This window comes from Streptomyces sp. NPDC048600 (assembly GCF_055587025.1).
In genome coordinates, this window is record NZ_JBVJGZ010000020.1 from 153,900 (window position 1) to 167,391 (window position 13,492).

The 13,492-nt window shown below is 72.7% G+C and carries 10 protein-coding genes; all 10 read left to right on the forward strand.

Features of this window, described 5'->3' with window-relative positions:
* Nucleotides 1-4: 4 nt before the first annotated feature.
* The 10 genes from ACZ6SQ_RS25735 (at nucleotide 5) to ACZ6SQ_RS25780 (ending at nucleotide 13,322) form a co-directional block, all read left to right on the forward strand.
* Nucleotides 5-604, forward strand: coding sequence for a flavodoxin family protein (locus tag ACZ6SQ_RS25735; protein WP_469566017.1), 600 nt, complete (start codon nucleotides 5-7; stop codon nucleotides 602-604).
* Between the two features lie 33 nt (nucleotides 605-637).
* Entirely contained in the window at nucleotides 638-1,657 is a 1,020-nt protein-coding gene (locus ACZ6SQ_RS25740; protein ID WP_469566019.1) for an AvrD family protein, read from the forward strand.
* The gene (locus tag ACZ6SQ_RS25745) at nucleotides 1,654-2,667 is read left to right on the forward strand and encodes a beta-ketoacyl-ACP synthase III (RefSeq protein ID WP_469566021.1); all 1,014 of its coding nucleotides are present in this window, start codon (nucleotides 1,654-1,656) and stop codon (nucleotides 2,665-2,667) included. Before ACZ6SQ_RS25740 ends, ACZ6SQ_RS25745 begins: the two co-directional genes overlap by 4 nt.
* A gap of 196 nt (nucleotides 2,668-2,863) precedes the next feature.
* Nucleotides 2,864-3,109: an acyl carrier protein gene (locus ACZ6SQ_RS25750; RefSeq protein WP_386383285.1), complete on the forward strand. Its 246-nt coding sequence runs from the start codon at nucleotides 2,864-2,866 to the stop codon at nucleotides 3,107-3,109.
* Nucleotides 3,110-3,194: 85 nt separating this feature from the next.
* Nucleotides 3,195-4,076, forward strand: a complete 882-nt coding sequence (locus ACZ6SQ_RS25755) for an aromatic prenyltransferase (RefSeq protein ID WP_469566022.1) — start codon at nucleotides 3,195-3,197, stop codon at nucleotides 4,074-4,076.
* 4 nt (nucleotides 4,077-4,080) lie between these two features.
* The gene (locus ACZ6SQ_RS25760) at nucleotides 4,081-4,791 is read left to right on the forward strand and encodes a nuclear transport factor 2 family protein (protein WP_469566024.1); all 711 of its coding nucleotides are present in this window, start codon (nucleotides 4,081-4,083) and stop codon (nucleotides 4,789-4,791) included.
* Nucleotides 4,792-5,125: 334 nt separating this feature from the next.
* Nucleotides 5,126-5,434, forward strand: a complete 309-nt coding sequence (locus ACZ6SQ_RS25765) for a hypothetical protein (protein WP_469566026.1) — start codon at nucleotides 5,126-5,128, stop codon at nucleotides 5,432-5,434.
* Nucleotides 5,435-5,757: 323 nt separating this feature from the next.
* A complete protein-coding gene (acnA, locus tag ACZ6SQ_RS25770) occupies nucleotides 5,758-8,472 on the forward strand; it encodes an aconitate hydratase AcnA (protein WP_469566027.1) in 2,715 nt (904 codons plus the stop codon).
* Between the two features lie 303 nt (nucleotides 8,473-8,775).
* Nucleotides 8,776-9,594 (forward strand): hypothetical protein, encoded by an 819-nt coding sequence (locus tag ACZ6SQ_RS25775; RefSeq protein ID WP_469566029.1) that lies wholly within the window; start codon nucleotides 8,776-8,778, stop codon nucleotides 9,592-9,594.
* A 461-nt stretch (nucleotides 9,595-10,055) separates the two neighbouring features.
* On the forward strand, nucleotides 10,056-13,322 hold the full coding sequence (locus tag ACZ6SQ_RS25780) for a GH92 family glycosyl hydrolase (protein ID WP_469566031.1): 3,267 nt from the start codon (nucleotides 10,056-10,058) through the stop codon (nucleotides 13,320-13,322).
* The last annotated feature ends 170 nt before the right edge of the window (nucleotides 13,323-13,492 follow it).

Consider the following 13,492-nt stretch of genomic DNA (forward strand, 5'->3'; position numbering starts at 1 on the left):
GCTCATGGAGCACAAGCCGCCCGTCATCGCCATTGCCTACCACTCCGGCCGGGGCCACACGGAGGTGCTGGCACAGTCCGTACGAGCCGGTGCCGAGGGCACGGGAGCCGAGGTGACCATGGTGACCGTCGATGCCATGGATGACGCCAGGTGGGAGGCCCTCGACTCCGCCGACGCCATCGTCTTCGGCGCACCCACCTACATGGGCTCGGCGTCGGGAAGGTTCCACGCCTTCGCCGAGTCCACCAACAAGCGCTGGGCCCGGCAGGCCTGGCAGGACAAGCTCGGCTCGGGATTCACCATCGGCGCCTGCAAGGCCGGCGACAAGGACTCCACCCTCGGCTACTTCGCGACCCTGGGCGCCCAGCACGGGATGATCTGGGTCAGCCTCGGCCTCCTGCCCGGCTGGCACCTCAGCCACGAGAGCGAGCACGACCTCAACCGCCTCGGCTACTTCAACGGCGCCGCCGCCACCGCCCCCGGCGACCTGCCCGCCGACGCCGTGCACAAAGCCGACATCGCCACCGCCGAGCACCTCGGCGAACGTGTCGCCCGGCTCACGGCGGTCCACCTCGCGGGGCGTGCGGCCCTGGCCGTCCGGTGACCGGCACCCCTCTCGGCGAGAACAGGAGCACCTGTGTCAACCCTGGAACTCACATCCATCGACGACTTCCTCGGCCCACGTGACAGCCGATTCCTCGGTGAGGGATTCAAACGGGTCGAACACACGCTGACCGGTCTCACCATCACACCCCCGGCCGCCGGGACCCCGGACGCGGCGGAAGCGGGCATCGAGGCCGCCGCCCATGTCACCCTCCCCGGCCTCTGGTCCCGCAAGGGCGACCGGCACCAGAAACCCCACCTCAGCTCCATCGACGTGATGCTCTTCGCCGCCCGGCTCACCGGCCTGTACGCGGCCCACACCCACGGTCTCGCCCCGGACAGCCCGTTCGAGGTGCGGTCGGTCGACATAAAGGCCGGCTCCACCCCGGACGAGGAGGGCCTGGAACAACTGCCGGTCAGCGGCCGGCTCGTCGCCGCCGGTACGAGCGGCGCGCTCCGGTCGACCACCCTGGACTGCCGGATCGGCTCCCTCACCGCCCGGGTGCACGCCCGGCACGCCGCGGGCCGCCGGCCGAGCACCACCCGCCGCACCTACCACCTCGCGGAGGAACTGCCGGGCCCCTGGAACGACGCGCCCTACGGCGTCCCGCACGGCGCCCGGCGGCAGTTGCTCACCGGCGTCGGCGTCACGGGAGGCACCGAGGACGACCACCGTGCCTCGGCCCGGGTCGCGCTGGTCCCGGACGGAGCGGAGGCCGCCCAGGACGACGCACCCGCCACGATGGTCGACGCCCTGGTCTCCGTGATGCAGCTCGGCCAGGTGCTCCTCTACACCCTGGACGGCGTCGAGCGCGCCCGGAGCAACAACCTCTGGATGCGGCGCGCCCGCATCCGGCTGGACGACACCGGGCCCGGGACCGGCGACGAGGTGACGGCCGGGCTCCGGCAGGCCCGTCTGCTGCCCGCCCCCACCGGCACCTGGCGGTCGGCCGAGGTGGCCGGTGCCCTGCACGGCGTACGGGTCCAGGTCGCCGTGGCGCATCTGCTCGGCCCGTCCGAGGCCCCCTCGGGCAGGGGAGAGGAGGGCCGATGAACGCGCCCGCGGCCGTGCTCGCCGGGCTCGGCGGCCATGTCCCGCCGCGCGCGGTGACCAACGAGGAACTCTCCCGCAGCCTGGACACCACCGACGAGTGGATCGTCCAGCGGACCGGCATCCGCCGACGGCACTGGTCCGAGCCCGGCACGGCCACCAGCGACCTCGCGGTCGAGGCGGGCCACCGGGCGCTGAAGTCCGCCGGGCCGGGCGCTCCCGGTGACATCGGCCTGGTGGTCCTGGCCACCGCCACCCCCGACCACCAGGTCCCCTCCACCGCGCCGGCCGTGGCCGCCCGCCTCGGCCTCGGCACGGTGGCCGCGCTCGACGTGGGCGCCGGCTGCTCGGGGTTCGTCTACGCGCTCGCCACCGCGTCCGCCGTCCTGGTGGCGGGACACGCCGAACGCGTCCTCGTCATCGGCGCGGAGACGTTCCGCCCCTACCTCAACCCGGCCGACCGCGGCACCGCGGTGATCTTCGGCGACGGGGCCGGCGCCGTGGTGCTGCGCCGCGGCACCGCCGACGAGCCCGGCGCGATCGGAGGCGTCGACCTCGGCTCGGACGGCAGCCTCGACGACCTGGTCGCCATCCCGGGCAACGGTTCCCGCTCGCGCTCCACCGACCGCGTACCCGACCCGGACGACCGGTACCTCCGGATGAACGGCAGGGAGGTCTTCGCCCACGCCGTCCGCCGCATGGCCCAGTCCTCCAAGGCCGCCCTCGACCGGGCGGGCTGGGACGTCGGCCAGGTCGACCATGTCGTCGGCCACCAGGCGAACCTGCGCATCCTGCACGCCCTGGCCCGCCAACTGGGCGTGGACAGGGCCCGGGTGGTCTCCCATCTCGAGGAGGTGGGCAACACCTCGGCCGCGTCCATCCCCCTCGCCCTGGCGGACGCCGCCGCCCGCGGCCGTCTCCGGCCCGGCGACCGACTGCTGCTGACCGCCTTCGGCGCCGGCCTGACCTGGGGCTCGGCCACGCTCACCTGGCCGGGGATCACCCTCGCCTGAAAGGGACTTCAGCGGCCGCGCGGATCACCCCCGCCGGACCTCCGTCCGACCGCGCCGTGCGGATCACCCCCGCCCGACCCCCGCCCGACCGGGCCGCGCGGATCACCCCCCACGCATCCTTCCGCACCCCCTCCGGAGGGAGCCCCCCCCCCCGACGCGGCCCCGCCCCCACTCCCGTACCGCGAAAGGAATCGCCATGACCACCCGCACGCTCGAGCCGGAAGCCGTGCTCGACCTGCTCAAGACGCACTTCGACGTCCCGGCCGACACGGCCGTCGACACCCAGTTCCACCACCTCGACCTGGATTCCCTGGTCCTGATCGAGCTCAGCGTCATCCTGGCCAAGCAGTACGGCGTGGACGTGGCCGGGGACGAACTGGCCGCCGCCGGCACCGCCGAGGCGGCCGCCGAACTGCTGTCGGAGCGCGCCGCCACGGACTGACGCGGCGCGCAGCCGGACCGCATCCGACCCGGAGGGGGGCCGGCGTCCGCCGGCCCCCCTCCGACCGCCCGTGAGGAGCAACGCAATGACCGAATCAGTCGACGTCGAGACGGTGTACACGGCCATCGAGGAGGCTGCCGCACTGCTCGGCCTGACCCCGTCGCCGGACACGGTCCGGGCCGTCCTGAAGGCCTTCGAGCCGTTCGAGGGCGGGATCATCTTCAGCGCCTCGGCCGGCGAGGGCCACGCCGGGGACCTCGACCTGACCGTCCAGGTGCCCGAGGCGATCGCCGACCCCTACGCGCACGCACTGGCGTGCGGACTCGTCCCCCGTACCGACCACCCCGTGAGCACCCTGCTCGCCGACCTCCGCGAACGCTGCCGGGTCGACGAGTACCTCATCGACTTCGCGGTGATCGGCGGATTCAACAAGATCTATGTGCACTTCCCCCGCGACCCGCAGAGCGTCGAGGCGCTCGCCGCCGTCCCCTCGATGCCGCGCGCCCTCGCCGACAACGCCGGGCTGTTCGCCCGGCACGGCCTCGACCGCGTCGCGATGCTCGCGATCGACTACACCAACCGGACCGTGAACCCGTACTTCACGTTCCCGGCCGGCCTGTCGGCGGACACCGTCACCGGGATCGTGCGCGACCTCGGACTGCCGGACCCCGACGAGGAGCTGGCGCGGTCCGCCCGCAAGACCTTCCGCGCCTACCCCACCCTCGGCTGGGACTCCTCGCGGATCGAGCGGATCGGCTTCGCGCGCGCCCTGGACCTGCCGGTGGTCCGCTCCCGCGTGGAGCCGGAGATCGTGCGCTTCGTGACCGGCACCCCTTACACCTACGACGGCGAGCGCTTCAGCATCTCGATCGTCAAGTGGTCGCCCGAGGGCCAGTGGTTCAACGTCGGCTCGTACTACCGGTTCGGCCCGCTCCAGCGGGAAGTCCTGGGAAGGATCCAGAGGTGACCCCATGACCGAGCACACCAGCGGCGGCACGATGCCGCGGAAGTCCGGCCCCCAGGTCGTCCGGGAGTTCTACCGCGCCCTCCAGGCCAAGGACGCCGACGCGTTCGAGGAGCTGTGGACGGCGGACGCGGTGTACCGGGTCCCGGTCACCCCCGCGGGCGTCCCCGGGGAGTTCGCCGGGCGGGACGCCATCGTGGCCGCGCTGCGCGGCTTCTTCGCGCTGTTCGGCGACACACGGGTCGCCTGGCACGCCGAACCGATGGGCGACCCGGCCAAGGTGCTGGCCACCTGGACCCTGGAGATCGAACTGCTCTCCGGCGGCACCTACCGCAATCGGGGAGTGTCGGTCTTCCGGCTGGCGGGCGACCGCATCGCCGAGTTCACGGAGTACGTCGACACCGCCGCGTTCCTCGGGATCTTCGCCGCGAACACCTTCACGGCCCGCCGCTTCTTCGCCCTGCTGCGCGAGAAGGACCTCGACGGGTGGCGCGCCCTGTGGCACGCGAGCGCCGAGGTGCCCGACCCGCTTCCGGAGCACGGGACGTTCGACGCCGAACCGGTCGCCGTCCATCCGGCCGTCGACTCCGCGGCGGTGTGCGTCGAGTACCGCGTCCCCGGCCGCCCCGTCGGCGTCCCCGGCCGCCCGGCCGACGGCGTCGCCGTGCTGCGCTTCCGGGACGGTCTGGTCACCGAGTGGCACGACTATCCGGGGTAGGGCCCCGGTGCGCCGACCGTCCGTCGCCCCGGGCTTCGGCGCGTCGGCCGCCGTACTCACGAGAGGCGTCCGGCTCGACGCGCACTCGAAAGACTCGTGAGCAACGCTCCCCGCGCCGAGGGGCCGCCGGGCCGCCGACAGTGCGGCGGCCCGGTCGGAAAGACCCTGGTCCGCGCGGTACGGCAGCGGCTTCCGTCCGGATCACAGCAGTTGTTCACCTCGAATCCGACCGTTGCTCGACACGTGTTCGAGCCACCTGCGACCACGCGACGGGACACTGGCACCCGCCCACCGCGACACAGGAGACAGCCCGAACCGACGGAAGAAGACGCTCATGACCGCTGCAACGCCCCCCTCCGAGCGGCACGCGCGCAGTGCCGAGCTGGCCTCCCGGGCCTTCACCGAGGCGCTCTCCATGACCGGCGACGGCTCCGGGCCCGGCCGGAACAACCGGTCGGCGGGCGAACTGGCGGCCGACGCCCTGCGGGCGCACAGCGCGCTGTCCACGGGTCTCGGCCGGTCCATCCCGGTCACCGGCCTCGGGCCGGGCGGCGGCGGAGCGCGGGGGCTCGCCACCTTCCTCGCGGTCTACGCCGGCCAGTGCGAGCAGCAGGACACCAGCGACCTCGGCACGGCTGCCTGAGCCCGCCTCCGACAGGGCCCGCCCCCTCCCGGGCGCGGCCCGCACCGCAGCACCGAACGGCCCCGGACGCTGCACCCGCGCCCGGGGCCGCGCCGCGTTCCGGCGCACAAGACCCCGCCACGAGACATCGGACACGGAGGCCAGGGCATGACCATCCTGCGCCCATGTACTAGAGTTATCTCGACATCGAGATATCTGCCGAGGCGCACCCCAGCCCGCCACCCTAGTAAGGGTTACCTAACTTAGCCTCACCTTAGCGGATCGGCCAAGCCGGCGTGGCGGCAGGATGCGGTGGTACGCGCACATCAATGAAGGAGACTGTCGTGTCGGCGAACAGCTTCGACGCCCGCAGCACGCTGCAGGTGGGCGACGAGTCGTACGAGATCTTCCGGCTGGACAAGGTCGAGGGCTCCGCGCGCCTTCCCTACAGCCTGAAGGTGCTGCTGGAGAACCTCCTCCGCACCGAGGACGGCGCGAACATCACCGCCGACCACATCCGTGCCCTCGGCGGCTGGGACTCCCAGGCCCAGCCGTCGCAGGAGATCCAGTTCACGCCGGCCCGCGTGATCATGCAGGACTTCACCGGCGTCCCCTGCGTCGTGGACCTCGCGACCATGCGTGAGGCCGTGAAGGAGCTCGGCGGCGACCCGGCGAAGATCAACCCGCTGGCCCCGGCCGAGCTGGTCATCGACCACTCCGTCATCGCCGACAAGTTCGGCACCAACGACGCCTTCGCCCAGAACGTCGAGCTGGAGTACGGCCGCAACAAGGAGCGCTACCAGTTCCTGCGCTGGGGCCAGACCGCCTTCGACGAGTTCAAGGTCGTCCCGCCGGGCACCGGCATCGTCCACCAGGTGAACATCGAGCACCTGGCCCGCACCGTCATGGTCCGCGGCGGCCAGGCGTACCCCGACACCCTGGTCGGCACCGACTCGCACACCACCATGGTCAACGGCCTCGGCGTGCTCGGCTGGGGCGTCGGCGGCATCGAGGCCGAGGCCGCGATGCTCGGCCAGCCGGTCTCCATGCTGATCCCGCGCGTCGTCGGCTTCAAGCTGACCGGCGAGCTGCCCACCGGCACCACCGCCACCGACCTGGTCCTCACGATCACCGAGATGCTGCGCAAGCACGGCGTCGTCGGCAAGTTCGTCGAGTTCTACGGCGAGGGTGTGGCGGCGACGAGCCTCGCCAATCGCGCCACCATCGGCAACATGTCGCCGGAGTTCGGCTCCACCGCCGCGACCTTCCCGATCGACGACGAGACGCTGAACTACCTGCGTCTGACCGGCCGCTCCGCGCAGCAGGTCGCGCTCGTCGAGGCGTACGCCAAGGAGCAGGGCCTCTGGCTGGACCCGAAGGCCGAGCCGGACTTCTCCGAGAAGCTGGAGCTGGACCTCTCCACGGTCGTCCCCTCCATCGCCGGCCCGAAGCGCCCGCAGGACCGCATCGTCCTCGCGAACGCCGCCCAGCAGTTCGCCGCCGACGTGCTCAACTACGTCGACACCGCCGACGAGGCGGGCAAGGAGTCCTTCCCGGCCTCCGACGCCCCGGCCGCCACCAACGGCGTCCCGACCAACCCGGTCACCGTCACCGCCCCCGACGGCTCGACGTACCAGATCGACCACGGCGCGGTCACCGTCGCGGCCATCACCTCCTGCACCAACACGTCGAACCCGTACGTCATGGTCGCCGCCGCGCTCGTCGCGAAGAAGGCCGTGGAGAAGGGCCTGACCCGCAAGCCGTGGGTCAAGACCACCCTCGCCCCGGGTTCGAAGGTCGTCACCGACTACTTCGACAAGGCGGGCCTGACCCCGTACCTCGACAAGGTCGGCTTCAACCTCGTCGGCTACGGCTGCACCACCTGCATCGGCAACTCCGGCCCGCTGCCGGAGGAGGTCTCCAAGGCCGTCAACGACCACGACCTCGCGGTCACCTCGGTCCTCTCGGGCAACCGCAACTTCGAGGGCCGGATCAACCCCGACGTCAAGATGAACTACCTGGCCTCCCCGCCGCTGGTCGTCGCGTACGCCCTCGCGGGCTCCATGAAGGTGGACATCACCAAGGACGCCCTGGGCATCGACCAGGACGGCAACCCGGTCTACCTCAAGGACATCTGGCCCTCCGAGGCCGAGGTCAACGACGTCGTGGCGAACGCCATCGGCGAGGACATGTTCAACAAGTCCTACCAGGACGTCTTCGCGGGCGACGCCCAGTGGCAGTCGCTGCCGATCCCGACCGGCAACACCTTCGAGTGGGACGCGGAGTCGACCTACGTCCGCAAGCCCCCGTACTTCGAGGGCATGACGATGGAGACCACCCCGGTCTCCGACATCACCGGCGCCCGCGTGCTGGCCAAGCTGGGCGACTCGGTCACCACCGACCACATCTCTCCGGCCGGCGCCATCAAGGCCGACACCCCGGCCGGCAAGTACCTCACCGAGCACGGTGTGGAGCGTCGTGACTTCAACTCCTACGGCTCCCGCCGAGGCAACCACGAGGTCATGATCCGCGGCACGTTCGCCAACATCCGCCTGCGCAACCAGATCGCGCCGGGCACCGAGGGCGGCTACACCCGCGACTTCACCCAGGCGGACGCGCCGGTGTCGTTCATCTACGACGCCTCGCGCAACTACATCGACCAGGGCATCCCGCTGGTCGTGCTGGCCGGCAAGGAGTACGGCTCCGGCTCGTCCCGCGACTGGGCCGCCAAGGGCACCGCGCTCCTCGGCGTGAAGGCCGTCATCGCCGAGTCCTACGAGCGCATCCACCGCTCGAACCTCATCGGCATGGGCGTGCTGCCGCTCCAGTTCCCGGAGGGCGCCACCGCCGAGTCCCTCGGCCTGACCGGCGAGGAGACCTTCTCCTTCGCGGGCGTCGAGGAGCTCAACAACGGCACCACCCCGCGCACGGTGAAGGTCACCACCGACACGGGCGTCGAGTTCGACGCGGTCGTCCGCATCGACACCCCCGGCGAGGCGGACTACTACCGCAACGGCGGCATCATGCAGTTCGTGCTGCGCTCGCTCATCCGCAAGTAGGCGGATCCGAGCGGGACGGACCACGGCACGCGGTCCAGGGCCGCACCCCCTTCGCCGGGGGTGCGGCCCTCCGCGTTCCGGCCACTCCCTCCCGCGCGGGCGACGCGCCCGTGTCGCGCCGACACCGGCGCACGGCCGCCGGGTTAAGGTCGGGCGTCCCGTCGGGTTGCGATCCTCCTGGAGGGCACGACGGCCAGGATCAACCGCGAGCGTGTCGTCAGGACGCTGACGTTCTGGCTGCGTCCCGCCTTCGCGCTGCGCGTCCTCAGCCGCTTTCAGAAGGTCATCGGCTTCGACCGGGCGATGGCACTGGCCTCGAGCGCCCTCACCGCGCTCGTCCCGCTCGTGATCCTCGCCAGCGCCGTCCTCAGCAACTTCGTGCACGTCGACGCGGCCGAGCGGATCATCCGCCGCTACCACCTCAGCGGAGCCGGCGCCGACGCGGTCAACGCCCTCTTCTCCCCGACGGAGAACGCGAGCACCGGCGCGGGCGTCTTCGGCGTCGTCTTCCTGACCATCTCGGTGCTGAGCTTCGCCCGCGCCTCGCAACGGCTGTTCGAGCAGACCTGGGACCTGAGACCGCTGAGCGTGCGCAACTCGCGCAACGGCCTGTGGTGGATCCTCAGCCTGGGCGGCTACGCCGTGGTCACCGGGTGGATCACCACGGTGATCGGCGGGCGGGAGCTGGGGCTGGTGGCGGCGGTGTGCGAGGCGGCGGTGACCGCCGTGTTCCTCGTCTGGAGCGGCTGGATCCTGTCCGCCAGGCGCGTCCCCTGGCGCGGGCTGATCCCCTTCGGCGTCACCGCGGCCGTCCTGACCGGCTGCTACTCCCTGTGGGCGACCTTCTATCTGCCGCGGCTGTTCAACGCGTACGCCGCCCGCTACGGGGCGGTGGGCGCCGTGTTCGCGATGCTCTCGGCCCTGTTCGCCATCATGCTCGTGCTGGTCGCCTCGGCCGTGCTGGGACGTGAGGTGCGCGAGGAGCTCGACCGCATCCGGGAGGGCCGCCGCCCCTCCGAGCACGAGGTCCGCAGCGAGTGGGACGACCTCGTCGGCCAGACCCGCGCCCGCTGGCGCAAGGCCCGCGCCGACGTCGCCTCCCGCCGCAAGCAGGACGGTTGAGGACCGTCCGGTGAACCCCCGGACGCCGTTGACCCACCGACGCGTCGGACTCCCGGAGCCGTTGCACTCGGCGAACGTGCAGGACCTACGGAGGCGTCGGCACGCTCGGGGCGGACCCGGTGGCCGGGAGCCGAAAAGGGTCACCGGGTCCGCGAGCCGTGACGGACCGTGGGCGGGTGAGGCCCCGGGGGAGTGGCCCGTCCGGGTGGTGCAGTGGCTTGTGTGCTCGACGCCGCGTCCGCGACAACGTTGTCGAATGGTCTGTACATGACTCTACCGCCTCAACCGACAACGATGTCAAGCCGGTTGGACGCCACCCAGGCACCCCCGTCCGAATGACCCCCCTGGTGCGCCGTCGGCCGGGCAGGCGCTCTTCCGTGGTACCGCTGGCACACGCTACTGTCCCAGCGGCTTGTGCGACCCGTGGTGCGCGACCCGTCCGAAGGAGGAGGGGCCGCATCATGCGTTTCCGTCCTACGTCCTTGCTGCTGGCCGCCGTTCTGGCGCTCGGCGGCTCCGTCCCCGCCCTGGCGGCACCCGCCGGGCCGCCCGTCCTGGTGCAGGACCCGACCCCGTACGTCGACCCGCTGATCGGCACGAGGAACGGCGGCAACGTCTTCCCGGGCGCCGTCGTGCCGTTCGGCATGCTGTCCTTCAGCCCGGAGAACACCCGCGGCGACGCCACCCGCACCGCCGCGCCCGGCGGCTACCACTACGACGCCCCGCGCACGAGGGGCTTCAGCCTCACCCACATGTCCGGCACGGGCTGCGCGGGCGGTGGCGGCGACATCCCGTTCTTCCCCCACGCGGGCGAGGTCACCACCTCCCCGGCGAGCGACACCAAGGACGCCGTCTACGCGGCCGGGTTCGACCACGCCGACGAGACCGCCGAGCCCGGCCACTACAAGGTCGGCCTCGACTCCGGGGTGACCGCCGACCTCACCGCCACCGCCCGCACCGGCTCGGCCCGCTTCACCTACCCCGACGGCAAGCCCGCCTCCCTGCTGATCCGCACCGCCAACTCCGAGGTGGGCTCCACGGATTCGGCGGTCGAGATCGACCCCGGGACCCGGACCGTCTCCGGCTCCGTCACCTCCGGCAACTTCTGCGGCTACCTCGACCCCGAGGGCCGGCGCGCCTACTACACCCTGCACTTCACCGCCCGCTTCGACCGCCCCTTCACCGCCCACGGCACCTGGCGGGACGACGAGCTCGCCCCGGGCTCCACCGAGGCCTCCGGCGGCACCGGCGGCTTCGCGGCCGGCGGACGGCCCGTGGCGGGCAAGGGCGCGGGCGGCTGGGTGGAGTTCGGGCCCGGCGCCGGCCCGGTGAACGTCAAGGTCGGCATCTCCTACGTCAGCCGGGACGCCGCGGCGGCGAACCTGGCCGCCGAGAACCCGCCCGGCCGCACCTTCGACTCGGTCCGCGAGGCCGCCCGCCGCGCCTGGCGGGACCGGCTCGGAGCCGTCCGGGTCGGCGGCGGCACCGACGCCGAGCGCACCACCTTCTACACCGCGCTCTACCACTCCCTGCTGCACCCCAACGTCATCAGCGACGCCGACCGCCGATACCGGGGCGCCGACGGCCTGGTCCACCGGGTCGAGCCGGGCCACCGGGCGCAGTACGGCACCTTCTCCGGCTGGGACGTCTACCGCGACCAGGTCCAGCTCGTGACCCTCCTGGAACCGCACACCGGCTCCGACATCGCCCAGTCGCTGTACACGCTGGCCCGGCAGAACGGCGGCGTCTGGGACCGCTGGCTGCACGGCGCGAGCGGCACACACGTGATGAACGGCGACCCATCCGCCATCGCCCTGGCCGGCATCCACGCCTTCGGCGGCACCCGCTTCGACCTGCCCGGCGCGCTCGGCTCCCTGACCCGCGCGGCGACCGTCCCCACCGGCCTCGACCTCTCCCCGGCGGGCAAACCGGTGCTGTCGGTCGGCCAGCGCCCGTCCCTGGACAAGTACCTGAAGCAGCACTACATGCCCTCGGTGTCCAACGCCTGGGGCGGCGCCGCGGAGACCCTGGAGATGTCCGGCGCCGACTTCGCCCTGGCACAGCTCGCCCGCGCGGCGGGGGACCGGGACACGGCCGCCGCGTTCGCCCGGCGCGCGCAGTGGTGGCAGAACAACTTCAACGTCGCCGCGACGCCGCGGGGCGGCTACATCGCCAACCGCAAGGCCGACGGCAGCTGGGTCACCGGCTTCACCCCGGCCACGGGCAACGGCTTCGTGGAGGGCACCGCCGCCCAGTACACCTGGATGGTCCCGCACAACCCGGCGGGCCTGTTCGCCGCGATGGGCGGCCGCGAGAAGGCCGTCGAACGCCTCGACGCGTTCTTCCACGACGCCGACGGCGCCTGGGCCTTCACCGGCAAGGGCGGCGAGAAGTCCGAGCTGGACAACGAGCCGTCGATCAACGTGCCGTACCTGTACGCCTACGCGGGCGTCCCGCACAAGACGCAGGAGACCGTCCGGGCCGCCATGCGCGCCCTGTGGTCGACCGGACCCGGCGGCATCCCCGGCAACGACGACCTCGGCGCGATGTCGTCCTGGTACGTCTTCTCCGCGCTCGGCATGTACCCGCAGGTCCCCTCCCGCGCCGAACTCGTCCTCGCCTCACCGCTGTTCGAGCGTGTCGAGATCCGGCGTCCGTACGGCAACGACATCTCGATCAGGGCCACGGGTGCCGCCGCCGACGCGCCCTACGTCCGCTCCCTGAAGGTCGACGGCCGCTCCACCGACCGGGCCTGGCTCCCGGCGTCCTTCGTACGGGACGGCGGCCGGCTGGACTACGCCCTCGCCGCCACGCCCGACCCGGCCTGGGGCACGGGCCAGGCGCCGCCCTCCTTCCGCGAGGGCGAGCAGCCGTACCAGATCGGCATCGGCCCGACCACGGCCACGCTCGCGCCCGGCGCCACCACCGAGGTCGGCATCCGCGCGCTGTCCCTGAGCGGCGGCACGGGCCCCGAGGTCCGCTTCCGGGTCGAGACGCCCGACGGCGTCACCGCGAGCCCCGCCGAGGGCACGGTCACCGACGGGGCCCAGCAGATCACGCTCGGCGCGGCGGCCGGCCTCGCCCAGGGCTTTCACGACGTGAAGGTCACGGTGACCTCGGACGGCACCTCCTACGAGCAGCCGGTGTCGCTGACCGTGGCCGCCCCGGGCACCCTCCTGGCGGCCTACGACAGCACCGGCGTCTCGGACGACACCGGCGACCACGACGAGGCCGACTACGACGGCGGCGGCTGGAGCTACTCCCGCCAGGCCCTCGCGGCGGCGGGCCTCGCGCCCGGCACCGAGGGCAGTGTCGCGGGCCTGTCCTTCACCTGGCCCGCCTCCCCGCACGGGCGCCCCGACAACGCCACGGGCGCCGGACAGACGATTCACCTCGTGCGGCCCGCCGCCGGGTTGTCCTTCGTCGGCAGCGCGGTCAACGGCGACCAGCGCGCCGAGGCCGGCGTCACCTACACCGACGGCGGCACCGGCACGGTCGAACTCGCCTTCACCGACTGGACGATGGGCGGCGGCCGGGGCAGCGTCCAGTACGGCAACGAGGTCGTCGCGCGCACCGCGTACCGCAATGTCGCGGGGGCCGACCGGGACCCGGTGGCGACCTATGTGTTCGCCACGAAGCCCTTCCGGGCACCGGAGGGCAGGACGATCCGGAGCGTGACGCTGCCGCGCGACGCGGATCTGCACGTGTTCACGCTCGCCGTGGACTGACCCCGCCGGGCCGAGGTCCAAGGGACGCGTCGCGGTCGACTCGTCCCCCGGACCCGGCCCGTGCCTGCGCCGCCTCCCGTGCGCCGAGCGCCGGGGGGGGGGGGGGGGGGGGGGGAAAGGGGGGGGGGGGGGGGGGGGGAGGAGGAGGAGAAGGGGGGGGGGGGGGGAAG